The following is a 24,263-nucleotide window of genomic DNA, read 5'->3' as shown; positions in this document are numbered from 1 at the left end:
CCCGACGAAGGTCGCCCCGCCCTCCGGGCTATTGACTACATTTGTCGTCACCGCTATCGTGACGACAAATGTAGTCATGGAGCCGGGCATGCGCCGCAAGACCATCGGGGACCAGGAACTGGCCCTGCTGCACTACCTCGGGGAGAACCAGCCGGCCAGCGTCGGCGAGGTGGCCGCCGGTTTCGGCGAGTCGCGCGGGCTGGCCCGTTCCACCGTGCTGACCATGATGGAACGCCTGCGGGCAAAGGGTTACCTGCGGCGCGCGCAGCACGCCGGCGTCTACCGCTACGAGGCCACCGCCGGGCAGCAGGAAGTGGTGAACAGCGCGGTCGGCAGCTTCGTCGAGAAGACCCTGCAGGGCTCGATCTCGCCGTTCGTGGCATGGATGTCGGAAAAGGCCGAGGTCAGCGACGACGAGCTGGCCGAACTGCAGGCACTGGTCAGCCGGCTGCAATCGCAGCGCCGCGAGGACTGAACCATGGACACCCTGCTCGAACTGCTTGGCAACCGCCTGCTGGCCACCAGCGTGCAGACCGTGGCGCTGGCCGCCGTGGTATGGCTACTGTGCCGCTGCGTGCGGCGCCTGCCGGCCGCCACCCAGTGCGGCCTGTGGTGGCTGGTGGCGCTGCAGGCGGTGCTGGGCCTGCTGTGGGCCGCGCCGCTGGAGCTGCCGGTGCTGCCGGCCGTGGAAGCCGCGCAGCTGGTGCAGCAGGCCGCGCCGGCGCCGGCTGACGCCGCGGCACCGTTGGTGGTGATGACGCCGCTGCCACTGGAAAGCGGCTGGTCGTGGCTGCACGTGGCAATGGTGCTGTGGCTGGCCGGCGTGGTGGTGATGGCGCTGCGTACCGCCTCGGCATGGCGTGCCAGCCGTGCCCTGCTGCGCATGGCGCGACCCTGCGACGACCGCCGCCTGGATGCCGCGTTGCAGCTGGCGGCCGAGGCGCACGGCCTGCGCCGCGCGCCTCGGCTGATGCTCAGCGCGGCCATCGATTCGCCGCAGCTGGTCGGCCCGTGGCGGCCGGTGCTGCTGCTGCCGGCGCGCGGCCTGCAGCGCATGGGCGACGACGACCTGGACATGGCCCTGACCCACGAGCTGGTGCACCTGCAGCGCCGCGACCTGTGGTGGGGGCTGCTGCCGGCGCTGGCCCAGCACCTGTTCTTCTTCCACCCGCTGGTGCACCTGGCCGCGCGCGAATACGCGATTGCCCGCGAAGCGGCGGTGGATGCGGCGGTGGTCGCCGGCGACCGCCATTGCCGCCAGCACTACGGACGCCTGCTGCTGCAGCTGGGCGTCGCCCCGCGGCCCGGTGCTGGCCTTGCCAGCGCCTCGCCGACCTTCCTCAGCCTCAAGCGGAGACTGCTCATGTTGCAGAACACATCCTCCTTCCCGCGCGTGGGCGCGGGCCTGATCGTCGCCGCGGTGGCCCTGGCCGGCGTACTGCCGATGCGGCTGGTCGCCATGCCGGTGCCGCCCGCCCCGCCGGCACCGCCCGCGGCACCCATCGCCCCGGCCGCTCCCGCGGCCCCGGTCGCCGGCACGTCGGTACTGAGCACCGTGATATCGGCCGGCGCCGCGCCCGCCGCGGTTCCCGCACCGCCGCCGTCGGCCGTCCCGCCGCCGCCGCCGGCTCCCCCTGCGCCGCCGGCCCCGCCGCTCGATGCGCAGGGCGTGATCCACCTCTCCAGCGATGCGAGCCGCAACGGCTACGTGCTGCTGAAGGACAACCACAGCATCATGAACGGCTCCAGCGCCGACCTGCAGCAGGCACGGCAGCTGGACGACGGCAACGGCGTGCTGCTGCTGCGCCGCGACGGGCAGGCGTATGTCGTGCGCGATGCCGATACGCTGTCGCACTTCCAGCAGGCGTTCGCCGAAACCTCGCGGCTGGGCGAGGCACAGGGCCGGCTTGGCGAGCAGCAGGGCCGGTTGGGCGAGCGCCAGGGCGAGATCGGTGCGCAGATGGGCGAAATCGGCGCCCGCATCGGGGCCATCGCCGCCCGGCAGGCGCAACTGGCACTGTCCCGCGACGACGGCGCGGTCCTGCGCAAGGCGGCCGAGGACGCGCGCCGCGAAGCGGAAAAGGCGCGCGCGGAAATGGACAGCCCGGCCATGCGTGCCGAAATGGAAACGCTGGCGCGCCAGCAGGCCGAACTCGGCAAGCAGCAGGCCCGGCTGGGCAAGCAGCAGGCGGAGGCCAGTGCGCGCGCACGGCGCGAGGTGGAGGCGATGATCCGGAAGGCGATTCGCGAGGGCGTTGCCGAGCCGGTCAGCGGTTGATCTTCCGCAGGTGAGGGGCTTGCCCCTCACTGACGCCTTCCCGGTAGTGCGTGTGCGGGGCAAGCCCCGCACCTACGGCGTCGAGGTCGATGCCCGTCCCTCCGCCTCGGCCCGCACCCGTCTCGTAGGTCGGGGTTACACCCCCGACGCGCGGGATAGGCGAATACTGGCATCGGGGGCATAGCCCCGACCTGCCTGCTGCGGGAGCGCCATTGCGTCCCGTAGTGCCGAGCTTGCCCGGGCAGGGACCTTTCCCGCCAATGCCCCCAGCAGGGGCAAGCCCCGCTCTACATCGCCGTGGTCGCAGTCAGCTCCTCTGCCTCGGCTTCCACCAGGCGCAGGAACAGCTGCGCCAGCGTCACCACGTCCTGGTGGTTGTGTTCGCCGACGCGGCGCAGGTTGCGCGCGCTGCCGCCGCGCAGGTAATCCAGCCACGCGGCCGGCGCCTCCGAACCGGGCAAATCGTCCTCGCGCTGGATGCGCAGCAGCTGGCGTTCGATGGTCGCCAGCCGGCAGTTCTCCCAGGTGCCGCGGTAGCGGCGGCGGGTGGGGAACAGCAGGTCCACGTGGTCCAGCGCGGAGAGCGGGTCGCCACGCCGCGCCAGCCGGTAGCGGGTCTTGAGCAGCGGTGCGTCGTAGCAGCGGCCGTTGTAGCTGGACAGCACCGTGGTCGGCGCCAGCCAGCCGGCGAACGTCTCCAGCATCGCGCGTTCCGCACCCAGCGTGGCCATCAGCAGCTGGCGCACGCGCAGGCCTTCGCCGTGGGTGGCGTCGTGTTGCCAGTCGGCCGCGCCGATCATGAAGGCGCGGGTGCCGGTGCCGCCGGCCAGGCCCGTGGTTTCGGTGTCGAAGAACAGCAGGTCGCGCGGCTGCACGCTTTCGTCCGGGCGCTTGCTGAAGGCCAGCGACAGCGGCTGCGCGGGGATGGGCTGCGGCAGGAAGGCTTCGATCAGGTGCAGGCCGGGCGCGATCTCGGTGCCGGGCAGGTCGCGGTCGAGGGGGCCGCGTTCGGTACGTGGCACGGGCGCGATGGCGCGGTTGCGGGTGGCCAGCAGGCGGCGCAGGGCGTTGCCGTCCGGTGCGCGACGTGGCTTGTGCTGGATGTTTTCCACCCAGCCGAACACCGATGCCTCGCGCGTGGATTGCCTCGGCTGTTGTAGGAGTGGGGCCGGCATGCCGGCTCCGGCCAGTCGCGAAGCCGATGAATCTGCCGAGGCCGGCGAATTGCCGGATGTATCCGGAGAAACGGGCATTACCTCGGATTCCGGCTGTATCGGCTTCGCGACTGGCGGCGCTCCTACAACGGCAGGTGCAGCGGCAGCGGGTGCATCCGTATGCCCCGCCTGCTTCCGCAGCGCCTTCAGCTTGTCCAGGCTGATGCTCATGGCAACAGGTCGAGCGCCTCGTCGGCGGGTATGGCGGCCGGCACCTGCCCGCAGCGCTCGTCGGAAAGCAGCGACAACACCTTCAACGCCAGCGAACGTGGCGTCTCGCCACCACCTTCCTCCTGCGCAGCCAGCACCGGGCCTACGCAGGCCGGGCAACCGGCGCTGCAATCGCAACGCTCCACCAGTTCCAATGCGCGCTGCACCAACTCGCCCTGCCGCTGCCACAGCGGCTCGCTCAGGCCCACGCCACCGGGGAAGTTGTCGTACAGATAGACCGTCGGCACGAAGCTCTGCATCAACTCCACCGCGCCTTCGCCACCCTCGTTGCCGCGCAGCTGGCCGCGGCCGCTCTGGTCGGCCACCGCGAACCATGCGCCATCGCCGTTGCCCACCGCCTTCTGCAAATCGCGCGCGTCGGCCATCACCGCCACGGTGGCGACGATGTGCAGCGCATAGGCCGCGCCGAGGAAGCCGTCCAGCGCGTCCTGCTTCTGCGCGAACGCACGCAGCAGCGTGGCCTGCGGCAACTGCCACCACACCGAGGTGGTGTGCAGTTCCTGGTCGGGCAGGTTGACCGGGCCGTAGCCGATGTTCTCGTGCGTGTAGTAGCGGATCTTCTTGTAGCCGGCCACGCGCCGCACCACGTGTACCTCGCCGTGGTGCGAGTCGCCGCGCCCGGCGCCATCGCCGTCGAAGCGGTCGAGCACCTTCAACTTGGTGAAGTCGATGCTGTCGGTGTAGTAGTCCACGTGGGTGCGGGTGACGTAGGCCTTGCGCCCGTCCCAATCCAGCCGCTCCACCTGGTAGGGCGTGCTCTGCACCATGTGGATCGCGCCTTCGTACAGGGTCAGCGCGGCGGTGGAGTAGTCCACCTCGGCGATGATCTGCTGCTTGCCGTCGCTGCGATCGACGACGACGAAATTGCCATCGGCCACCGCGCGCAGGCTCACCGCGTTGGCCGGGTAGCTGTCGGCGATCCACTCCCAGCGCTCGCCCTCCTGATGCACCACCTCGCTCTCGGCCAGCGCCTGCAGGAACACCAGCGGGTCGATCGGCCCGAACGGCTCGCCGCTCAGGAACGGCAGCTCGAACGCGGCGCAGCGGATGTGATCGAACAGGATCAGCGGCTGGTCGGGCGCGATGCGCGCATGCTCGGGCGTGGCGCTGGCAAAGAAATCCGGGTGCCGCACCACGTACTGGTCCAGCGGCTGGCTGCTGGCGACCATCACCCCGAGCGCGGCCTGCTGGCGGCGGCCGGCGCGGCCGAAGCGTTGCCACGTCGCCGCCACGCTGCCGGGGTAGCCGTTGAGCACCACCACGTCGAGCGCGCCGATGTCCACGCCCAGCTCCAGCGCCGAGGTGCTGACGATGCCGTCGATATCACCCGCGCGCATCGCCCGCTCCACCTCGCGGCGCTCGGTAGGCAAGTAGCCGCCGCGATACGCGCGGATGCGCGCCGGCTTGCGCGGGTCGTTGTCGAAAATGTCTTTCAGGTACTTGGTCAGCACTTCCACCATCAACCGCGTCTGCGCGAACACCAGCGTTTTCAGCCCGCTTTTGATGGCAATGCGCGCGATGCGGTTGGCCTGCGAACGCGCCGAGGCGCGCAGGCCAAGGTCGGGGTTGATGACCGGTGGGTTCCACAACAGCATGTGCTTGGGCCCGCTGGGCGCGCCGGATTCGGTGATCGCATGCACGCACTCCTCGACCAACGCCTCGGCGTGCGCGTGCGGGTTGCCGATGGTGGCCGAGCACAGGATGAACTGCGGTTGCACGCCATAGAACGCGCAGATGCGCTTGAGCCGGCGGATCACGTTGGTGACGTGGCTGCCGAACACGCCGCGGTAGGTATGGATTTCGTCGATCACCACGTAGCGCAGGTTCTCGAAGAACTGCGCCCACTTGGTGTGGTGCGGCAGGATCGCCTGGTGCAGCATGTCCGGGTTGCTGACCACGATGTCGCCATGCAGGCGGATCGCCTGCCGTGCATCGCCCGGGGTGTCGCCGTCGAAGGTGAAGGCGCGCACGCCCAGCTCGCCGGCGCGGTTCAGTTCCAACAGCTCGGCCACCTGATCCTGCGCCAGCGCCTTGGTCGGGAACAGGTACAGTGCCTTGGCGTTGCCCCGCATCGCCGCGCTGACCACCGGCAGCGTGTAGCACAGCGACTTGCCCGACGCGGTGGGGGTGACGATGGCGATGTGCTCGCCGCGCTGCGTCGCCGCCCACGCTTCGGCCTGATGCGAATATAGCTGCTCGATGCCGCGTGCCTGCAACGCCGCTTTAAGTGCCTCGGGCACGTCATCGGGAATCGGCGCGTAACGGCCCTCGCGGCCGGGGATCGTGAAGCTGCCCGTCACCCGGTCGCCGTAGCGCTTCGCCAGTCGCTTGCCGAGCAAGGCACCGTCGCGCGAGGGCAGGCCGTCGGTGGTCGCCAGCGCCCGTTCGCTGGCTTCGGTGCGGGGAGCGAGGGAAAACGCCATGCCGGTACTGCCGATCAAAGGACGGCATGGAAGCACAGCAGCGTCTCATCCCGTGAGACGGCCGGTTGCCAACGAAATCCGAATCCGCCGTCCGTAAACTGCCGGTCCGGCATGCAGGATGGAGACGGCAACGGTGAAGGCGGGTGGATGGCGGTCGATGGCGCTGGCCGGCACGATGCTGATCGGCGTGGCACAGGCGCAGCAGGCGCTGCCGGAACAGCCTGCGGCGGTCGCCGAAGATACCGAGGACGCATCCCGGCCCACGCCGGCCGAAGGCGACGTCACTACCCTGGGCGAGGTGCGCGCGCTCAAGCCCGAGGAGGACCCGCCGCTGGACCTGTACCGTTTCAGGAACCCGGTGCAGGTGGAGGACAACCGCTTCAGCCGTTCATGGAGCGAACCGCCCACGCCGGAGCAGGTCAGCCTGAGCGGCGGCTACCTGATGATGGGCATCAACTACGGCCTGATGGCCGCCGCCAAGGGCCTGCACAAGCTCACCAACGGCCGCGACCAGATCCAGTCCGCCGTCGCCCGCCCGCCACCGGAGCTGAGCGAGCAGCAGCGCCTTCGCGCGCTGCGCTTCTGCCGGCAGCAGGAAGGCTGCAGCACGGGCGACTGAACGGCGCCGGCCCGGTCAGTCGCGCCGTCGCGGGCTTTCCCTCAGGCGGAAACGCCGGCCAGCACCGCGTACATCACCACGGCGATCACCAGGAACAGGTAGACGCCGCCGATGAAGAGGTAGCGCAGCATCGTCAGCACCGGGTTGCCGCCGTAGACGCGCTGCTGCATCCAGAACAGGTAGACCGGCACCGCCAGCCACAGCAGCACGTACAGCCAGTCGCCGAGGGTGCCGACCACCGGGCTGTCGATGGCGCCGCCGATGCCGGCCACCGCGAAGGTCGCCAGCAGCACCAGCATCAGCCAGCTGTGGCTGTACAGGGCGACCACCAGGTGCTCGAGGTAGCCGGTCGGCCGCCGCAGGTAGGCCACGCGCAGCACCAGCGCGAACACCGGCATCAGCAGGAACAGCGCGCCCGGCAGGGCGGTCAGGACCGCCTGCAGGAACAGGTCGGCGTTGCCGTCCATGCGCTCCAGGTTGGCGCGGGTGTTCTCCATGCGCTGGTTGAGCCAGCGGTTGGCGAACTGCGGCCAGCCGGCCAGCACCACCGGGTTGGTCTGCGGGTCCCACGGCTTGCCGTTGACGTCGTGGCTGAACAACTGCCCGGTGCGGCCTTCGCTGGCACGCGCAGCCGCCTTGCCGGCGCGCGCCACTGCCGAGTCGCCGGCACCGGCCCGCGGCGTGCCTTCCAGCTCGGCCAGGCGCCGCGCAGCGGCCGTGTTGATCGCGGTCATGGTCAGGGCGAGGCTCGCGGTGCCGCCGGGCGAACCGCCAAGCACGCGCTCCATCTCCGCCACCTGCGCCACCCGCAGCCGTTCCACCTCGTCCGCGGTCTGCGCCGGTGCGAACAGCCCGGCCTGCTGGTCGAACACGCCCGTCCCCTCGGTGTGCAGCGCCAGTTTGCCGACGAAGAACGTGAACAGGGTGAGGATGACGAACAGCCGCAGCGGCTGCACGTAGCCCACCCGGTGGCCCTTGAGGAAGTTCACCGCCACCCGGCCCGGCACCAGCAGGTCGCGCAGGGTGCGGAAGATGCGCCCGTCCAGGTGCCAGAACGACTCGAACACCTCCTCCACCGCGTGCCCGAAGTGCTTGAGCGGGTTGTGCGCGGATTGCCCGCAGTGGTGGCAGTAATGGCCGTGCAGCGCGGCATGGCAGTTCTCGCAGCTGCCGTGCTCGGGCGCGGCGGCAACGGCGGGCGGGTTGTCGCGGGTCGGGTTCATGAAGGACACGGCGGATGGCGAAGCGCCACACGATAACGGCGATTGCCGGCCGGGTCAGCCGCGCGGGTTGCGGCGCACCACGCCCCTGCGTCCATATGTGAAGAAATGGAAGCCGGACCGCAGGAGCGCTCCGCGGAGATTCCTTCATGGCTGCTGGCGCATGCCGATTGCGGCGGCGTGGAAACGGTGGGTGCGCCGGGCGGCTTCGGCTACAGTAGCGCGATGACGAAAGAGCACATTCCCGGCGGCCTGCTGATCGCCATCGAGGGCATCGATGGTGCCGGCAAGTCCACGCTGGCGCGCCGGCTGGCCGACATCCTGGAGCAGGCCGGCGCCGAGGTGGTGCTGAGCAAGGAGCCGACCAACGGGCCGTGGGGCACGCAGTTGCGGGCCTCGGCCGCCACGGGCCGGCTGAGCCCGGAACAGGAGGTGGAGCTGCTGCTGCGCGACCGCCGCCAGCATGTGGAGGAACTGGTCCTCCCGGCGCTGCAGCGCGGCGCGGTGGTGATCCTCGACCGCTATTTCCCGTCGATGGTGGCCTATCAGGGCGCGGCCGGGTTGCCGGTGGACGAGCTGCTACGCCTGAACGACTTCGCGCCGCGCCCGCACCTGCTGCTGCTGCTCGACCTGCCGCCGGAAACCGGGCTGGCGCGCATCCGTGCCCGCGGCGACGTGCCCAACCACTTCGAGACGGCGCAGAACCTGGAGCGCTGCCGCGCGATCTTCCGGCAGCTGGACATCGCCGGCAAGCAGGTGATCGACGCCAGCCACGACGAAGCACAGGTGCTGCGCGAGGCGCATGCGGCCATCGCCGCGGCGCTGGCCCGGCGCCTCGGGAGCGACGGCAAGTCGCCGGAAAACGCGCGCAGGCTCGAACGCCTGAGCGCCGCCGACCTCGGCTGAGGCGGCACCCGCCGGGAGCCGCAGCCATGCCGTTCGGCCCATGCGTGGGCCGGGGCGTGCGGACACGATAGGGCGTCCATTTCCCTGACGAGGTCTGCGTGATGCGGGTATTTCGAGTGGCGGCGTTGAGTGTGGCCCTGCTGGCGTCCACGGGACTGGCGCATGCCACGCCCGGACCGGTGGCCGTGGATGCGCGCGGCACGGCGATCAGCGAGGCCGCGTACCCGGGCACGATCGTGCTGGACGTGGACGCCACCGACCTCGGCCAGCGCGTGTTCAAGCTGCGCCAGACCGTGCCGGTGCAGGCCGGGTTGCAGCGCTTCCACTACCCGGCATGGCTGCCGGGCAACCATTCGCCCACCGGCGCGATCGAGAAACTGGCCGGGTTGGTCGTCACCGGCAACGGCCAGCGCCTGGACTGGGTGCGCGACCCGCTCGACGTCTACACCTTCGAGGTGCAGGTGCCCGAGGGCGTGGGCGAGCTGCGCATGGACTACCAGTTCCTCAGCCCCACCGACGCATCGCAGGGCCGCACGGTGATGACGCCGAACATGCTCAACCTGCAATGGAACGCGATGGTGCTGTACCCGGCCGGCCACGCCGCGCATGCCATCACCTACCGCGCCAGCGTCCGCTACCCGCAGGGCTGGGAAGCGGCCAGCGCGCTGGAAGTGGAGCGCCGCGACGGCGACACCGTGCACTACGCGCCGACCAACCTGGAGATCCTGGTCGATTCGCCGGTGTTCGCCGGCCGCTACCACCGCAGCTTCGACCTCGCCCCGGCCGGCACTCGCCCGGTGCGCTTGAACGTGTTCGCCGACCGCGCCAAGGACCTGGAAGCCAAGCCCGAGCACATCGAGCAGCACCGCGCGCTGGTTACGCAGGCGCGCAGACTGTTCGGCGCCGAGCATTACGACCACTACGACTTCCTGTTCGCGGTGACCAGCCAGCTTGGCGGCATCGGCCTGGAACACCAGCGTTCCAGCGAGAACAGCGAGGACCGCGACTATTTCAGCGGCTGGGACGCCAAGGTCGGCAGCAGCGACCTGCTCGGCCACGAATACACCCACTCGTGGGACGGCAAGTACCGGCGCCCGGCCGACATGGCCACGCCGCATTACAACGTGCCGATGCAGGGCAGCCTGCTGTGGGTCTACGAAGGCCAGACCCAGTACTGGGGCAACGTGCTGACCGCGCGCGCCGGCATCCGCCCGCTGGACGCCTCGCGCGATGCGCTGGCGCTGGTCGCGGCCACCTACGCCGACAACCGCCCCGGCCTGGAATGGCGCTCGCTCGGCGACACCACCAACGATCCGGTGATCGCCCGTCGCAAGCCCAAGCCCTACCGCGGCTACCAGATGAGCGAGGACTACTACCAGGGCGGGCAGATGCTGTGGCTGGAGGCCGACGTGCGCATCCGCAGCCTCAGCAAGGGCCGGCGCAGCCTCGACGATTTCGCCCGCGCCTTCTTCGGAAAGAACGATGGCCAGTGGGAGCGCCCGGACACCTACACCTTCGAGGACGTCGCCGCGACGCTGGAACAGGTGCAGCCCACCGGCGACTGGACGCAGTTCCTGCGCGACCGGCTGGAGCGCAGGGCCGGCCTGACCGGCGGCATCGAGGCCGCGGGCTGGAAGCTGGTCTACAACGACAAGCCCAGCGCCTATTACCGCGCGCTGATGAAGGGCCGCGGCGCAAACTTCATCTACTCGCTGGGCATGGCGCTGGACGGCAGCGGCCGTGTCGGCGAGGTGCGCTGGGACAGCCCGGCGTTCAACGCCGGCCTCGGCAGCGGCATGCAGGTACTGGCGGTCAACGACCTGCAATACAGCGCCGACGAACTGGAAGAAGCGGTGCGCGCGGCGAAGGCCGGCAAGCAGCCGATCCGCCTGCTGGTCAAGGAAATGGACGTCTACCGCACCCTGAGCATCGACTACCACGGTGGCCTGCGGTATCCATCATTGCAGCGCATCGAGGGCACGACCGATTACCTGACGCCGATCTTCAGCGCGAGGAAGTGAGGCTTGAAGTGCCTTTCATTTTGGAGGGTACAGAGTAAAGCCCCTCTCCCCACGGGAGAGGGGTTGGGGTGAGGGGCGAACGGAGTCCGGATGTTCAACCATCATGGACTCCGTTCGCCCCTCATCCGCCCCTGCGGGGCACCTGCATTCGGCACATCCCTGTGCCTCACCCTTCGGGCGGCTTCGCCGTGCAACTCGGCAATCCTCCCGAGTTGTCTCCCGGTGGGAGAAGGAAATGGCAGGCTGCCTCAAACCGGATACCATGCCAGCGCCGCACGGAAATCCGCCGCCGCCTGCCACTCGTGCAGGTGCCAGCGCGCCGCTTCGCCCAGGCCCGGGTCGCACCACGCCAGGTGCAGCGCGCCATCGTCGCCGGGTGCGAAGCGCAGCTTGTGCAGGCCGAAGGAAATGCCGTGGCCGTGCGCCTTCAGCAGCGCCTCCTTGGCGCACCAGACGCGGAAGAACCAGCGTTCGCAGCCGGCCTCGTCCAGCGCGTCCAGCCACGCGACCTCGTCGGGATGGAAGAAGCGGCGGATCACCTCGCGCATCTGCCGGCGTGGGCGCTGCTGCTCCAGGTCCACGCCCAGCCGCACGTGCTCGCCCAGCGCCACCAGCAGGTGCCCGCCGCTGTGGCTCCAGCCGGTGCCGTAATGCGCCAGCTCGCCGATCAGCCACGGCCGGTTGCGCTCGTCGCGGGTCAGCGGCAGCGCCTGCGGGGTGCTGCCCAGCTCGGCCGCCAGCAGCTCGCGCGCCTGCGGCTCGCCGCGGGTGCCGGGTACGTGCGGCAGCTGCCACACCCGTACCTGCCCGAATTGCCACGCGCGCGCCGGCGTCATCGCCAACGGCCCCGCCCGCCGCGGGTCCACGGCCGCTTCACGCCCGATCGGCTTGACTGGGAAGGCCGCACCCGCCCGGGTGCATTGACGCAGGGAGATACTCGCATGATCGGTTTCATCATCTGGTTGATCGTGGGCGGCATCGTCGGCTGGCTGGCCAGCATCATCATGCGCCGCGACGCGCAGCAGGGCATCGTCCTGAACATCGTGGTCGGCATCATCGGCGCGATGGTAGCCGGCTTCCTGTTCGGCGGCGGCAGCATCAACGGCGCGATCACGCTGCGCTCGTTCCTGCTCTCGCTGCTCGGCGCGGTGATCCTGCTGGCCATCGTCAACCTGTTCACGCGCAAGCGCGTCCGCTGAAGCAGGAACGAGTGGGGAGGAACGAGGAACGAGTAGAGGCAAGGAGCCGGAACGCTTCGGCTTTCTCTCGTTCCTCGTTCCTCTTCACTCGTTCCTGTCCAACTGCACCCACGCCGGTGCATGGTCGCTGGGCCGTTCCCAGGTGCGCGGCTCGCGGTCGATGCTCGCCGCCAGCGCATGCGGCTTCAGCGCGTCGGACACCAAGGTCAGGTCGATGCGCAGGCCGAGGTCGCGGCGGAAGCCGGCGGCGCGGTAATCCCACCAGCTGAACACGCCGGCCGCGTCGTTGTGCAGGCGGAAGCCGTCGTGCAGGCCCAGTTGCAGCAGCTTGTCCAGCGCGCCGCGCTCGGCGGTGGAGGTGAGGATGTGGTTGTCGTTCCACACCGCCGGGTCGTGCACGTCGCGCGCGTCCGGGGCGATGTTGAAGTCGCCCAGCACCACCAGCTTCGGGTGCTTGCGCAGTTCGGCGGCGACCCAGCCGTGCACCGCTTCCAGCCAGCGCAGCTTGTAGGCGTATTTGTCGGTGCCCACGTCCTGGCCGTTGACCACGTAGAGGTTGATGATGCGCACGCCATTGACGGTGCCGGCGATCGCCCGCTTCTGCTCGTCCTCGAAACCGGGAATGCCGACCTGCACGTCCTCGATCGGGTCGCGCGCCAGCAGCGCCACGCCGTTGTAGGTCTTCTGCCCGGCGAACACGTTGCGGTAGCCGAGTTCCAGCAGGCGCGTGTCGGGGAACTTGTGGTCCTCCAGCTTGGTTTCCTGAATGCCGACCACGTCCGGGGCGAAAGCGGCCAGCCACTGTTCCAGGTGCGGCAGGCGGACATTGAGCGAATTGACGTTCCAGCTGGCGATTTTCATGGGGGGCATTCTATCCGCCCCGGTCATGGAGCCGATGAAGCGCGCGGCCGGCCTCAGCCCTGCGTGCGGCCGTCGGCCATGTGCACGACCTGCTGGCCGAACAGCGTCATGTCCTCCGGGTCGTGGCTTATCAGCAGCAGCGGGATGCCGGTTTCATCGAGCACGCTTTCCAGCTCGCGCCGCAGGTGCGTGCGCAGGGCGTGGTCGAGGGCGGCGAAGGGCTCGTCGAGCAGCAGGGCCTGCGGCCGGGTGACCAGCGCGCGGGCCAGCGCGGTGCGCTGGCGCTGGCCTCCGGAGATCTGCGCGGGCAGCAGGTCTCCGACGTGGTCGATGCCGAACACCTGCAACCAGTGTTCCACCGCGGCGATGCGGCAGCCGCGGGCCGGGTTGCGCCAGCCCCGGCGCAGGCCGAAGGCGACGTTCTGGCGGACGCTCAGGTGCGGGAACAGCGCGTAGTCCTGGAACACGTAGCCGATCCGGCGCTGCTGCGGGGACAGGCGGAGGCCGGCGGCGGCGTCGAACAGCGGCTGCCCGTGCATGCGGATGCTGCCGGCGTCCGGCCGCAGCAAGCCGGCCACCGCCTTCAGGGTCAGGCTCTTGCCCGCGCCGGATGGGCCGAACAGCACCACCCGCGGTTGCCGGCAACGCAGCGCGGCTTGCAGCTGGAAGCGTTGCCCGGCCGCCTGCAGCTGGCAGTGGATGTCCAGTTCAAGCCACATGGCGCGCATCGCCGGGGGGGCGGCCGACCAGCCGGGCGGCGACCAGCAGCACGCCGATGCACACCGCCGAGGACACCAGCACCAGCAGGTTGGCGCGGCCGTCGTTGCCGGCCTGCACCGCTTCGTAGATGGCGATGGACAGGGTCTGGGTGCGGCCGGGGATGCTGCCGGCGACCATGATGGTGGCGCCGAACTCGCCCATCGCCCGCGCGAACGCCAGCAACAGGCCGGCGAGGATGCCGCGCCAGGCCAGCGGCAGGGTGACCCGGAAGAACAGCGCCGGCTCGGATATGCCCAGGGTCCGCGCGGCCTGCTCCAGTTGCCCGTCCACGCCCTCGAACGCGGCCCGCGCCGGCTTGAACACCAGCGGCAGCGAGGCCACCGCCGCGGCGATCACCGCCGCCTGCCAGGTGAACACCAGGTTGATGCCAAAGCCGCGTTGCAGCCACGCGCCCAGTGGCCCGTTGCTGCCGATCAGCACCAGCAGGTAATAGCCCAGCACCGTGGGCGGCAGGATCATCGGCAGGGTCAGCAGCGTGTCCAGCAGCTCGCGGCCGGGGAAGCGCCGCCGCGCCAGCAGCCCGCCCAGCGCGATGCCCAGCACCAGGTTGATCGCGGTCGCGCAGCCGGCCACCTTCAGCGACAGCCACAGCGCGCTCCAGTCCAGGTCGAGCATCAAGGGCTTCCGAAACCGTGCCGTTGCAGGATGGCCTGGCCGGCGGGCGAGCGCACGAAGGCGATGAAGCGCCGCGCCTCGTCGGCGTTGCCGCTGCCCTTGACCATCGCCAACGGGTAGCTGATGCCGGTGGACAGCGGCACCTGGAACGCGCGCCGCACGCGGTCGGGCGTGGCCTGCGCGTCGGTGGCGTAGACGAAGCCGGCATCCACCTCGCCGCGCGCCACGTAGTCCAGCGACTGGCGCACGTTCTGCGCAAGGATCAGTTTGGCCTGCACCGATGGCCACAGCCCGGCCTGCTGCAGGGCCTGCCGCGCGTAGCGCCCGGCCGGCACGCTGTCGGGGTTGCCGATGGTCACCCGGCCGACCGCCGGCCCGGCCAGTGCCGCCAGCGAGGTCGGCGCGGACGATGTACGGGGCGGCACCACCACCCACAGGGTGTTGGTCGCGAACATCTGGCGCGTCGAGGGGTCGACCAGGCCGCGCTGGGCGGCCTGGTCCATCGTCGTCTGGTCGGCGAAGGCGAGCACGTCCACCGGCGCGCCGCGCGCGACCTGCTGCAGCAGGACCCCGGACGCGGCGAAGTTCAAATCGACCCGGGCATCCGGGTAGCGCGCGCCGTAGGCGCCGGCGATCTCGCGGAAGCCCTCGGTCAGGCTGGACGCCGCCGAAACCGTCAACTCCGCGGCCGTGGCCGGGAGGACGTGGAGCAGCAACAGCAGTATCCAGGGCTTTTTCATGGCGTGGTTCCGGGGACATGGCCCGCGTGGGAGGGTAGGGCTGCGGCGACGCGGGCGCACGCCCCCGCAGGGCGGCGCCCAGCCGCCGTAAGGTCAGGCGATGGCCCGGCGGCACCGGTGCGTGGTCATGGTACTGCCGGTGGCTCCCGACCCTGCATCGCGCGCTGCCGGGGTATCCGCCTCAACCGCGCCGCCGGCCGTCGGCCGCGGCCGCCTCGATGGCTTCCGGCAGGTCGGTTTCGCGGTCGATCTGCGGGAAGCGGCGGCGCTCCATGCGGCGGATCGCGAAGTGCATCCACGCCAGCGCGCCGGTCACCAGCACGAACAGCAGCATGAAGCAGCTGCTCCAGATGCCGACCACGTCGTTCAGGGCACCGAACACGATCGGCAGGATGAAGCCGCCGAGGCCGCCGATCATGCCGACCACGCCGCCCACCGCGCCGACGTGCTGCGGGTAATAGACGGGGATGTGCTTGTACACCGCCGCCTTGCCCAGCGACATGAAGAAGCCCAGCACGAACACCAGCACGGTGAACAGGGTCACGCCGATGGCCAGGTGGAAGCTGAGTTCGCCGTGCACGCCCTGCACCACGTAGCGGGTGTCGGGGTAGGCGAGCAGGAAGGTGCAGATGGCCGATACGCCCAGCGTCCAGTACATCACCCGGCGCGCGCCGATGCGGTCGGACAGCCAGCCGCCGACCACCCGGAACAGGCTGGCCGGGATCGAATAGCAGGCCGCCAGCACGCCGGCGGTGCCCACGTCCATGCCGTAGGCGCCGACCAGGTAGTGCGGCAGCCACAGTGCCAGTGCGACGAAGCCGCCGAACACGAAGAAGTAGTACAGCGAGAAGCGCCACACCTGCAGGTTCTTCAGCGGCGCCATCTGCTCGGCGAACGGCATCGGCTTGACCCCGCTGCGGCGGCGCTCCTCCAGCGAGGGGTCTTCCTTGCTGAACAGATAGAACAGGATGGCGGTGACCGCCAGCCCCACCGCCCACAGCTTGGCCACCATCATCCAGCCCGAGGCCACCATCACCAGCGGCGCCAGCAGCTTGGTCACCGCCGAGCCGATGTTGCCGGCGCCGAAGATGCCCAGCGCCGTGCCCTGCTTCTCCGGCGGGAACCACTTGGACACGTAGGTCACGCCGACCGAGAAATTGCCGCCGGCGATGCCCACGAACAGCGCCGCCAGCAGGAACTGCGGGTAGGTCTGCGCATAGGTCAGCAGCCACGTCGCCGCCGCGCCGCACAGCATCACCAGCGTCATCACCTTGCGCCCGCCGAACTGGTCGGACCAGATGCCGAGGAACACGCGGATCACCGAGCCGGTCAGCACCGGGGTGGCGATCAGCAGGCCGAACTGGGTGTCGTTCAGGCCCAGCTGCCTGCTGATCTGGATGCCGATGATCGCGAAGATCATCCATACCGCGAAGCACACGGTGAAGGCGAAGGTACTCAGCCACAGCGCGCGCTGCTGCTGCCCGGCGCTGACGGGGGCAAGGGCCTGGTTCATGGGAATACTCCGGAAAAAGGGGGGATCAGCCGGCCTCGGCTTCTATCTCTTCCAGGCCGCGGACCGGGTAGCGTTCCTGCAACTGCAACAGGTAGGCCTGTATTTCGCGCTGGCGCACCTGCAGCTCCAGGTAGTCGCGGATCTGCGCATGCACCGCCTCGAACGCCTGCGCCTGCCCCGGCTCGCAGGCTTCCACGCGGACCACGTGGTAGCCCCAGCGCGACTCCACCGGGAAGCCGGCCAGGCCTTCGCGCAGGCGGAACACCTGGCGGTCGAACTCCGGCGTGGTCTGGCCGCGTTGCAGCCAGCCGAGGTCGCCGCCGTCGCTGGCCGAGGGGCAGCGCGAGTGGCGCAGGGCGAAATCGGCGAACAGGTGCGGTTGTTCCTTGAGCTGGCCGAGCAGGCGCTCGGCTTCGCTGCGCGCGGCCAGGCGCCCGGCCACGTCGTCCGCCGGCGCCGCCAGCAGGATGTGGCGCACGCGGACCCGGTCGGGCGTGCGGAAGCGTTCGGGGTTCTGCGCGAAGTAGCGCCGGCAGTCGTCCTCGCCCGGCACGCGGTCTTCCACGGCTTGCTCCAGCAGCTGCTGGATCAGCGCCTCCTCGTCGCTGACCGGGCTGCCGGCCGGCGCCTGCAGGCCCAGCCGCCGTGCTTCGCGGCGCAGCAGCTCGCGCACCACCAGCGCGCGCGCCGCGTCGGCACGCGACTGCTCCGGGCGCATCGCGCGGTGGTGCTGCATCTCGCGGGCGATGTCGGCCTCGCTGATCGCGGTGTCGTCCACGAACAGCCGGCACGGCGCCGGCTGCCCCAGCGAGCGCGGGCCTTCGCCGCCCGCGTCGTGGTGGTGGTGGCCGGCCTCGGCCGGCACCGGCTGCGCCGAGTCGATCACGGTGATCGGCAGGATCCGCGTCTGCACGTTCATCGCTTACTCCCGCGGCCCGTAGCGCAACGTGGCCTGGCGCCGGCGCACCACCTGGTAGGGCCGCCACAGGTAGCTGACCGGGATGCTCCACACGTGCACCAGCCGGGTGAACGGCGCGATCAGGAACAGGGTCAGGCCGAGGAAGATGTGCAGCTTGTAGACCCAGTGCACGCCCTCGATGAAGTCGGCCGCGCCGGCGCGGAAGGTGACGATGTGCTGCGCCCATTCGGCCAGCAGCACCATCACCCCGCCGTCGAGGTGGCCGGCCGACACCTTGATGCTGTACAGGCCCAGGCACAGCTGCGCGAACAGCAGCACCAGCACCAGCGTGTCGCCGAAGCTGCCGGTGGCGCGCACCCGCGGGTTGGTCAGCCGGCGCACCAGCAGGATGGCGATGCCGACGAAGCACAGCGCGCCGAACAGGCCGCCGACCACCATCGCCAGCAGCTGCTTCTGCGGGGTGGTGATGAAGTGTTCGTACACCGCGTGCGGGGTGAGCAGGCCGACCAGGTGGCCGCCGAGGATCGCCAGCACGCCGATGTGGAAGCAGTTGCTGCCGATCCGCATGCCCTTGTCCGACAGCAGCTGGCTGGAGCCGGTGCGCCAGCTGTACATGGCCTTGTCGTAGCGCGCCCAGCTGCCGATCAGCAGCACCGCCACGGCGATGTACGGGTAGAACTGGAAGGCGAACTGGTGGAGGTAGTGGTTCATGGCTGCACCTCTGGATGCGAAGGACGGGCCGGGGAACGCCGGGGCGGCGCGCAGTCCTGCGCGGGGGCATCGCTGCCGAAGCGGACCGCTTCCTCCTCCCACAGCCGGTCCATGGCCTCGGTGGTGTCGTCGCGCGCTTCCTCGCTGGCGCGCTGGCGCAGCAGTGCCAGGTTGACCTTGCCGTCGCCGGCCTCGACCAGGATCTCCAGCAGCACCGCGTGCGGCAGCTCGCGCTCGGCGGCGCGCGCGGCCAGCATGCCGGCGATGTGGCCGATGTGGTGCAGCCAGTCGCGGGCCTCGGCCTCGGGCCGGTGGGCGAGGAATTCCAGCAGCAACGGCAGGTAGTCCGGCAGTTCGCGCGCGTCCAGCGCGAAGCCGTTGCGGCGGTAGGTTTCCACCAGGTCGACCATCGCCTGGCCGCGGTCGCGCGATTCGCCGTGGATGTGCTCGAACAGCAGCAGGCTCATCGAGCGGCCGCGGTCGAAGCTGCCCAGCCAGCGCGCCTGCGCGTCCAGCGGGTCGCTGTCCAGCAGTTCCTGCACGAAGCGCTGCAGTTGCTGCCGGCGCGGCGCGGCCAGCGCCGGGTCGTCGCAGGCGGCCAGCAGTTCCGGCCCGTGCTGCCACAGCTCGTCGCGCGGGTAGTCCAGCAACACCCCGATCAGCTTGAGCAGGCTCATTCGACCACCTCGTGGCGCCGCTGCCGGTTCGGGTGCACCGCGTAGGTGGTGGTCTTGCGCTGCCCGAACAGGTCGGCCGGGCTGTCGCCGTTGCAGCCGTTGCCGAAGGTGAAGCCGCAGCCGCCGCGCTCGCCGAAGGCGTCGTTGGCGTACTCGCGGTGGCCGGTGGGGATCACGAAGCGGTCCTCGTAGTTGGCGATGGCCAGGTAGCGGTACATGTCCTCGGCCTGGGCCACGCTCAGCCCCACCTGCTCCAGCACGCGGGTGTCCTCGATGCCGTCCACGTTCTTCGCCCGGCGCCAAGCGCGCATCGCCATCAGCCGTTCCAGCGCGCGCACCACCGGCGCTTCGTCGCCGGCCGAGAGCAGGTTGGCCAGGTAACGCACCGGGATGCGCAGCGAGGCCACGTCGGGCAGCTCGCCGCTCATGCCGATGCGGCCGCGCTCGGCCGCGTTCTGGATCGGCGACAGCGGCGGCACGTACCAGACCATCGGCAGGGTGCGGTATTCCGGGTGCAGCGGCAGCGCCAGCTTCCAGTCGATCGCCAGCTTGTACACCGGCGACTGCCGTGCCGCCGCCAGCCAGCTGTCGGGGATGCCTTCGGCGCGCGCGGCCTCGATCACCGCCGGGTCCTCCGGGTCGAGGAAGATGTCCAGGTGCGCCTGGTACAGGTCCTTCTCGGCCGGTACCGAGGCGGCCTCGGCGATGCGGTCGGCGTCGTACAGCATCACCCCGAGGTAGCGGATGCGGCCCACGCAGGTTTCCGAGCAGATGGTCGGCTCGCCCATCTCGATGCGCGGGTAGCAGAAGATGCACTTCTCGGATTTGCCGCTCTTCCAGTTGTAGTAGATCTTCTTGTACGGGCACGCCGACACGCACATGCGCCAGCCGCGGCACTTGTCCTGGTCGATCAGCACGATGCCGTCCTCCTCGCGCTTGTAGATCGCCCCGGACGGGCACGCCGACACGCACGCCGGGTTCAGGCAGTGCTCGCACAGGCGCGGCAGGTACATCATGAAGGTCTTCTCGAAGGCGCCGTAGATCTCCTTCTGCACCTGGTCGAAGTTGTAGTCGCGGGCGCGCTTGGAGAACTCGGTGCCGAGGATCTCCTCCCAGTTCGGGCCCCACTCGATCTTCTGCATGCGCTGGCCGCTGATCAGCGAGCGCGGCCGCGCGGTCGGCTGGTGCTTGACCTCCGGCGCGTCGTGCAGGTGCTGGTAGTCGAAGTCGAACGGCTCGTAGTAGTCGTCGATCTGCGGCAGGTCCGGGTTGGCGAAGATCTTGGCGAGCATGCGCCAGCGGCCGCCGGCGCGCGGCACCAGCTTGCCGGCGCGGGTGCGCACCCAGCCGCCGTTCCACTTGTCCTGGTTCTCCCATTCCTTCGGGTAGCCGATGCCCGGCTTGGTCTCCACGTTGTTGAACCAGGCGTACTCCACGCCCTCGCGCGAGGTCCACACGTTCTTGCAGGTGATCGAGCAGGTATGGCAGCCGATGCACTTGTCCAGGTTCAGCACCATCGCGATCTGTGCGCGCACTTTCATCACACCACCTCCCGTGCAGCAACCACGGCATCTTCGCCGTCGAGCCAATCGACCTTGTCCATCTTGCGCACGATCACGAACTCGTCGCGGTTGGTGCCGCAGGTGCCGTAGTAGTTGAAGCCGTAGGCCAGCTGCGCGTAGCCGCCGATCATGTGGGTGGGCTTGAGCACCACGCGGGTGACCGAGTTGTGGATGCCGCCGCGGGTGCCGGAGATCTCCGAGCCCGGCACGTTGATGATGCGTTCCTGGGCGTGGTACATCATCGCCATGCCCGGCATCACCCGCTGGCTGACCACCGCGCGCGCGGCGATCGCGCCGTTGACGTTGAACAGCTCGATCCAGTCGTTGTCCTCGATGCCGGCGCTGCGCGCGTCGTCCTCGCTGAGCCACACGATCGGGCCGCCGCGCGAGAGCGTCTGCATGATCAGGTTGTCGCTGTAGGTGCTGTGGATGCCCCACTTCTGGTGCGGGGTGATCCAGTTCAGCACGATCTCCTTGTTGCCGTTCGGGCGCTGGTTGAGCAGCGGTTCCACCGTGCGCGTGTTGACCGGCGGCCGGTAGCCCATGAAGGCCTCGCCGAAGTCGATCATCCACTCGTGGTCCTGGTAGAACTGCTGGCGGCCGGTGACGGTGCGCCACGGGATCAGCTCGTGGACGTTGGTGTAGCCGGCGTTGTAGCTGACGTTCTCGTCCTCCAGCCCCGACCAGATCGGCGAGGAGATGATCTTGCGCGGCTGCGCCTGGATGTCGCGGAAGCGGATCGCCTCGTGTTCCTTGCCCACCGCCAGGTGGGTGTGCTCGCGGCCGGTGAAGGTGCCCAGCGACTCCCACGCCTTCACCGCGACGTGGCCGTTGGTTTCCGGCGCCAGGTGCAGGATCACCTCGGCCGCGTCGATGGCGCTGTCGATCGCCGGGCGGCCGTGGCTGACGCCGTCCTCGCGCACGGTGTGGTTGAGCCTGCCGAGGAATTCCACCTCGTGCTTCGTGTCCCAGTTCATGCCCTTGCCGCCGTTGCCAAGCTTGTCCAGCAGCGGGCCCAGCGAGGTGAACTTGCGATACAGGTTCGGGTAGTCGCGCTCGACCACGGCCATGCTCGGCATGGTCTGGCCGGGAATGGCCTCGCACTGGCCCTTCTTCCAGTCGGCCACGCCGAACGGCATGCCCAGTTCGTTGGGCGTGTCGTGCAGGGTCGGCACCAGCACCAGGTCCTTCTCCACGCCCAGCACGCCCGGCGCCATGTCGCTGACCGCGTGCGCCACGCCCTTGAAGATCTCCCAGTCGCTGCGCGATTCCCACGCCGGGTCCACCGCCTTGGACAGAGGGTGGATGAACGGGTGCATGTCCGAGGTGTTGAGGTCGTCCTTCTCGTACCAGGTCGCCGTCGGCAGCACGATGTCGCTGTACAGCGCGGTGGTGCACATGCGGAAGTCGAGCGTGACCAGCAGGTCGAGCTTGCCCTCCGGCGCCTCGTCGCGCCACTTCACCTCCTCCGGCTTGACCGCGCCCATCTCGCCCAGGTCCTTGCCCTGCAAGCCGTGGCGGGTGCCCAGCAGGTGCCGCAGCATGTACTCGTGGCCCTTGCCGGAGGAACCGAGCAGGTTCGAGCGCCAGATGAACATCATCCGCGGGTGGTTCTGGCTGGCGTCGGGGTCGGCGAAGGCGAAGTCCAGCGAGCCGTCCTTGAGCTTGCCCAGCGCGTACTCGGCCGGCGCCACCCCGGCCGCCTCGGCCTCGCGCACCAGCTGCAGCGGGTTGCGGTCCAGCTGCGGCGCGCACGGCAGCCAGCCCATGCGCACCGCGCGCAGGTTCAGGTCGGCCAGGCTGCCGCCGTACTTGGAGGCATCGGCCAGCGGCGACAGCAGTTCGTCCACCTGCAGCTTCTCGTAGCGCCACTGCCCGGTGTTGAAATAGAAGAACGAGGTGCCGTTCATGTGCCTCGGCGGCCGGCTCCAGTCCAGGCCGAAGGCCAGCGGCTGCCAGCCGGTCTGCGGGCGCAGCTTCTCCTGGCCCACGTAGTGCGCCCAGCCGCCGCCGGTCTGGCCCACGCAGCCGCACATGACCAGCATGTTGATCAGGCCGCGGTAGTTCATGTCGTTGTGGAACCAGTGGTTCATGCCGGCGCCGACGATGATCATGCTGCGGCCGCGGGTCTTGTCGGCGGTGCGGGCGAACTCGCGGGCGATCTCGACCACTTCCGCGCGCGGCACGCCGGTGATGCGCTCCTGCCACGCCGGGGTGCCCGGCACGTCGTCGTCGAAGCTGGCCGCCACGTTGCCGCCGCCGAAGCCGCGGTCCACGCCGTACTGCGCCAGCAGCAGGTCGTAGACCGTGGCTACCAGCGCCTCGCCGCCCGCGGCCAGCGCCAGCCGCCGCACCGGGATGTTGCGCTCCAGCACTTCCTCGGCCGGGGCGGCGGTCCAGCCGTCGGTCTCGATGCCGCCGAAGTAGGGGAAGCTGACCGCCTCGATGCCGTCGTTGCCGTCGGCCAGGCTCAGGCGCAGGCGGGTGCCGGCGCCGTTGCTGGCCTTCTCCTCGATGTTCCACTTGCCCTGCTCGCCCCAGCGGAAGCCGATCGAACCGTTGGGCACGGTGATGCCGCCGCTGTTCTCGTCGAACGCCAGCGTCTTCCATTCCGGGTTGTTGCTCTCGCCCAGCCCGCCCAGTTCGCTTGCGCGCAGGAAATGGCCCGGCACCAGCCGGCCGTCGGCGCGGCGTTCCAGCCGCACCAGCATCGGCATGTCCGAATACTGGCGGCAGTAGTCCTGGAAATACTGCGACGGCGAATCGACGTGGAACTCGCGCAGGATCACGTGGCCGAAGGCGAACGCCAGCGCCGCGTCGGTGCCCTGCTTGGGGTGCAGCCAGTGGTCGGTGAGCTTGGCCAGCTCCGAGTAGTCCGGGCAGATCGCCACGGTCTTGGTGCCGTTGTAGCGCGCCTCGGTGAAGAAGTGCGCGTCCGGGGTGCGCGTCTGCGGCACGTTCGAGCCCCAGGCGATGATGTAGCGGCTGTTGTACCAGTCGGCCGATTCGGGCACGTCGGTCTGCTCGCCCCACACCTGCGGCGAGGCCGGCGGCAGGTCGCAGTACCAGTCGTAGAAGGACAGGCAGGCGCCGCCGAGCAGCGACAGGTAACGCGCGCCGGCGGCGTAGGACACCATCGACATCGCCGGGATCGGCGAGAAGCCGACCACCCGGTCCGGGCCGTACTGCTTGACCGTGTACAGGTTGGAGGCGGCGATGATCTCGTTGGCCTCCTCCCAGCGCAGGCGCACGAAGCCGCCCATGCCGCGGCGGCTCTTGTAGGAGCGCGCCTTCTCCTTGTCCTCGACGATGCTGGCCCACGCCTCCACCGGCGACAGCGTCCTGCGCGCCTGCCGCCACAGGCGCAGCAGGGTACCGCGCACCAGCGGGTACTTCAGGCGGTTGGCGCTGTACAGGTACCAGGAATAGCTGGCCCCGCGCGGGCAGCCGCGCGGCTCGTGGTTGGGCAGGTCCGGGCGCGTGCGCGGGTAGTCGGTCTGCTGGGTTTCCCAGGTCACCAGGCCGTTCTTGACGTAGATCTTCCAGCTGCACGAGCCGGTGCAGTTCACGCCGTGGGTGGAGCGCACGATCTTGTCGTACTGCCAGCGCGCGCGGTAGCCGTTCTCCCAGTCGCGGCCCTCGCTCTTGCTGAACCCGTGTCCGTCGGCAAAGGGTTGCGGGTCGCGCTTGAAGAACTGCAAGCGGTCGAGGAAATAACTCATCGTGGATCTCCCTTTGCGGACATCTGCATCGTGGCTGTGGCGTTCATGGCTG

The 24,263-nt window shown here is 69.7% G+C and carries 20 protein-coding genes; 6 read left to right on the top strand and 14 right to left on the bottom strand.

All coding sequences use genetic code 11. The features are described 5' to 3' along the window. Positions 1 to 76 precede the first annotated feature (76 nt). Together ABB34_RS02175 and ABB34_RS02170 are read left to right on the top strand one after the other, a co-directional pair. Entirely contained in the window at positions 77 to 475 is a 399-nt protein-coding gene (locus ABB34_RS02175; protein ID WP_211258141.1) for a BlaI/MecI/CopY family transcriptional regulator, read from the top strand. A gap of 3 nt (positions 476 to 478) precedes the next feature. Then, the gene (locus tag ABB34_RS02170) at positions 479 to 2,278 is read left to right on the top strand and encodes a M56 family metallopeptidase (protein ID WP_057639582.1); all 1,800 of its coding nucleotides are present in this window, start codon (positions 479 to 481) and stop codon (positions 2,276 to 2,278) included. 287 nt (positions 2,279 to 2,565) lie between these two features. On the opposite strand, the gene ABB34_RS02165 is transcribed toward ABB34_RS02170, so the two are convergent. Together ABB34_RS02165 and ABB34_RS02160 are read right to left on the bottom strand one after the other, a co-directional pair. Further along, complete coding sequence (locus tag ABB34_RS02165; RefSeq protein ID WP_083490022.1) at positions 2,566 to 3,663, bottom strand: ribonuclease H-like domain-containing protein; 1,098 nt, start codon at positions 3,661 to 3,663, stop codon at positions 2,566 to 2,568. After that, a complete protein-coding gene (locus ABB34_RS02160) occupies positions 3,660 to 6,146 on the bottom strand; it encodes a DEAD/DEAH box helicase (RefSeq protein WP_057639600.1) in 2,487 nt (828 codons plus the stop codon). Before ABB34_RS02160 ends, ABB34_RS02165 begins: the two co-directional genes overlap by 4 nt. A 118-nt stretch (positions 6,147 to 6,264) precedes the next feature. On the opposite strand from ABB34_RS02160, the gene ABB34_RS02155 reads away from it, so the two are divergent. Continuing rightward, on the top strand, positions 6,265 to 6,765 hold the full coding sequence (locus ABB34_RS02155; RefSeq protein WP_425478922.1) for a hypothetical protein: 501 nt from the start codon (positions 6,265 to 6,267) through the stop codon (positions 6,763 to 6,765). A 41-nt stretch (positions 6,766 to 6,806) separates the two neighbouring features. Here ABB34_RS02155 and ABB34_RS02150 read toward each other — a convergent pair whose 3' ends face one another. After that, positions 6,807 to 7,988, bottom strand: coding sequence for a DUF3667 domain-containing protein (locus ABB34_RS02150; RefSeq protein ID WP_057639580.1), 1,182 nt, complete (start codon positions 7,986 to 7,988; stop codon positions 6,807 to 6,809). 222 nt (positions 7,989 to 8,210) lie between these two features. On the opposite strand from ABB34_RS02150, the gene tmk reads away from it, so the two are divergent. Together tmk and ABB34_RS02140 are read left to right on the top strand one after the other, a co-directional pair. Further along, positions 8,211 to 8,891: a dTMP kinase gene (tmk, locus tag ABB34_RS02145; protein WP_057639599.1), complete on the top strand. Its 681-nt coding sequence runs from the start codon at positions 8,211 to 8,213 to the stop codon at positions 8,889 to 8,891. Between the two features lie 101 nt (positions 8,892 to 8,992). Continuing rightward, positions 8,993 to 10,912 carry a M61 family metallopeptidase gene (locus ABB34_RS02140; RefSeq protein WP_057639579.1) on the top strand — a complete coding sequence of 640 codons (1,920 nt, stop codon included), beginning with the start codon at positions 8,993 to 8,995 and terminating at the stop codon, positions 10,910 to 10,912. Positions 10,913 to 11,160: 248 nt separating this feature from the next. Here ABB34_RS02140 and ABB34_RS02135 read toward each other — a convergent pair whose 3' ends face one another. Next, on the bottom strand, positions 11,161 to 11,748 hold the full coding sequence (locus tag ABB34_RS02135; protein ID WP_057639578.1) for a 4'-phosphopantetheinyl transferase family protein: 588 nt from the start codon (positions 11,746 to 11,748) through the stop codon (positions 11,161 to 11,163). 108 nt (positions 11,749 to 11,856) lie between these two features. Here ABB34_RS02135 and ABB34_RS02130 point away from each other — a divergent pair, with 108 nt between their 5' ends. Beyond that, complete coding sequence (locus ABB34_RS02130; protein ID WP_057639598.1) at positions 11,857 to 12,111, top strand: GlsB/YeaQ/YmgE family stress response membrane protein; 255 nt, start codon at positions 11,857 to 11,859, stop codon at positions 12,109 to 12,111. 84 nt (positions 12,112 to 12,195) lie between these two features. Here the strand turns inward: ABB34_RS02130 and xth are convergent, their stop codons facing one another. From xth to ABB34_RS02080, 10 genes are all read right to left on the bottom strand, one after another. After that, positions 12,196 to 12,972, bottom strand: a complete 777-nt coding sequence (gene xth / locus ABB34_RS02125) for an exodeoxyribonuclease III (protein WP_057639577.1) — start codon at positions 12,970 to 12,972, stop codon at positions 12,196 to 12,198. A gap of 53 nt (positions 12,973 to 13,025) precedes the next feature. Next, positions 13,026 to 13,691 (bottom strand): ATP-binding cassette domain-containing protein, encoded by a 666-nt coding sequence (locus tag ABB34_RS02120; protein ID WP_057639576.1) that lies wholly within the window; start codon positions 13,689 to 13,691, stop codon positions 13,026 to 13,028. Beyond that, complete coding sequence (modB, locus tag ABB34_RS02115) at positions 13,681 to 14,367, bottom strand: molybdate ABC transporter permease subunit (RefSeq protein ID WP_057639575.1); 687 nt, start codon at positions 14,365 to 14,367, stop codon at positions 13,681 to 13,683. The genes ABB34_RS02120 and modB overlap by 11 nt, the downstream gene beginning before the upstream one ends. Then, complete coding sequence (gene modA / locus ABB34_RS02110; RefSeq protein WP_057639574.1) at positions 14,367 to 15,107, bottom strand: molybdate ABC transporter substrate-binding protein; 741 nt, start codon at positions 15,105 to 15,107, stop codon at positions 14,367 to 14,369. The genes modB and modA overlap by 1 nt, the downstream gene beginning before the upstream one ends. A 181-nt stretch (positions 15,108 to 15,288) precedes the next feature. Then, entirely contained in the window at positions 15,289 to 16,620 is a 1,332-nt protein-coding gene (locus ABB34_RS02105; protein WP_057639573.1) for an MFS transporter, read from the bottom strand. 25 nt (positions 16,621 to 16,645) lie between these two features. Next, positions 16,646 to 17,539: a peptidylprolyl isomerase gene (locus tag ABB34_RS02100; RefSeq protein WP_057639572.1), complete on the bottom strand. Its 894-nt coding sequence runs from the start codon at positions 17,537 to 17,539 to the stop codon at positions 16,646 to 16,648. A gap of 3 nt (positions 17,540 to 17,542) precedes the next feature. Continuing rightward, entirely contained in the window at positions 17,543 to 18,250 is a 708-nt protein-coding gene (gene narI, locus ABB34_RS02095) for a respiratory nitrate reductase subunit gamma (protein WP_057639571.1), read from the bottom strand. Beyond that, positions 18,247 to 18,927 (bottom strand): nitrate reductase molybdenum cofactor assembly chaperone, encoded by a 681-nt coding sequence (gene narJ / locus ABB34_RS02090; RefSeq protein WP_057639570.1) that lies wholly within the window; start codon positions 18,925 to 18,927, stop codon positions 18,247 to 18,249. The genes narI and narJ overlap by 4 nt, the downstream gene beginning before the upstream one ends. Continuing rightward, positions 18,924 to 20,468, bottom strand: coding sequence for a nitrate reductase subunit beta (gene narH, locus ABB34_RS02085; RefSeq protein WP_057639569.1), 1,545 nt, complete (start codon positions 20,466 to 20,468; stop codon positions 18,924 to 18,926). Before narH ends, narJ begins: the two co-directional genes overlap by 4 nt. Next, positions 20,468 to 24,211, bottom strand: coding sequence for a nitrate reductase subunit alpha (locus tag ABB34_RS02080; RefSeq protein WP_057639568.1), 3,744 nt, complete (start codon positions 24,209 to 24,211; stop codon positions 20,468 to 20,470). Before ABB34_RS02080 ends, narH begins: the two co-directional genes overlap by 1 nt. Positions 24,212 to 24,263: the final 52 nt, after the last annotated feature.

Source organism: Stenotrophomonas daejeonensis, assembly GCF_001431505.1.
Taxonomy (GTDB): domain Bacteria; phylum Pseudomonadota; class Gammaproteobacteria; order Xanthomonadales; family Xanthomonadaceae; genus Stenotrophomonas; species Stenotrophomonas daejeonensis.
This window is presented reverse-complemented; position numbering and strand designations above follow the sequence as displayed.

Coding starts and splice junctions, on each gene's coding strand:
- ABB34_RS02175 (WP_211258141.1), top strand. CDS start 77: ATGGAGCCGGGCATGCGCCGCAAGACCATCGGGGACCAGGAACTGGCC.
- ABB34_RS02170 (WP_057639582.1), top strand. CDS start 479: ATGGACACCCTGCTCGAACTGCTTGGCAACCGCCTGCTGGCCACCAGC.
- ABB34_RS02165 (WP_083490022.1), bottom strand. CDS start 3,663: ATGAGCATCAGCCTGGACAAGCTGAAGGCGCTGCGGAAGCAGGCGGGG.
- ABB34_RS02160 (WP_057639600.1), bottom strand. CDS start 6,146: ATGGCGTTTTCCCTCGCTCCCCGCACCGAAGCCAGCGAACGGGCGCTG.
- ABB34_RS02155 (WP_425478922.1), top strand. CDS start 6,265: ATGGAGACGGCAACGGTGAAGGCGGGTGGATGGCGGTCGATGGCGCTG.
- ABB34_RS02150 (WP_057639580.1), bottom strand. CDS start 7,988: ATGAACCCGACCCGCGACAACCCGCCCGCCGTTGCCGCCGCGCCCGAG.
- tmk (WP_057639599.1), top strand. CDS start 8,211: ATGACGAAAGAGCACATTCCCGGCGGCCTGCTGATCGCCATCGAGGGC.
- ABB34_RS02140 (WP_057639579.1), top strand. CDS start 8,993: ATGCGGGTATTTCGAGTGGCGGCGTTGAGTGTGGCCCTGCTGGCGTCC.
- ABB34_RS02135 (WP_057639578.1), bottom strand. CDS start 11,748: ATGACGCCGGCGCGCGCGTGGCAATTCGGGCAGGTACGGGTGTGGCAG.
- xth (WP_057639577.1), bottom strand. CDS start 12,972: ATGAAAATCGCCAGCTGGAACGTCAATTCGCTCAATGTCCGCCTGCCG.
- ABB34_RS02120 (WP_057639576.1), bottom strand. CDS start 13,691: ATGTGGCTTGAACTGGACATCCACTGCCAGCTGCAGGCGGCCGGGCAA.
- modB (WP_057639575.1), bottom strand. CDS start 14,367: ATGCTCGACCTGGACTGGAGCGCGCTGTGGCTGTCGCTGAAGGTGGCC.
- modA (WP_057639574.1), bottom strand. CDS start 15,107: ATGAAAAAGCCCTGGATACTGCTGTTGCTGCTCCACGTCCTCCCGGCC.
- ABB34_RS02105 (WP_057639573.1), bottom strand. CDS start 16,620: ATGAACCAGGCCCTTGCCCCCGTCAGCGCCGGGCAGCAGCAGCGCGCG.
- ABB34_RS02100 (WP_057639572.1), bottom strand. CDS start 17,539: ATGAACGTGCAGACGCGGATCCTGCCGATCACCGTGATCGACTCGGCG.
- narI (WP_057639571.1), bottom strand. CDS start 18,250: ATGAACCACTACCTCCACCAGTTCGCCTTCCAGTTCTACCCGTACATC.
- narJ (WP_057639570.1), bottom strand. CDS start 18,927: ATGAGCCTGCTCAAGCTGATCGGGGTGTTGCTGGACTACCCGCGCGAC.
- narH (WP_057639569.1), bottom strand. CDS start 20,468: ATGAAAGTGCGCGCACAGATCGCGATGGTGCTGAACCTGGACAAGTGC.
- ABB34_RS02080 (WP_057639568.1), bottom strand. CDS start 24,211: ATGAGTTATTTCCTCGACCGCTTGCAGTTCTTCAAGCGCGACCCGCAA.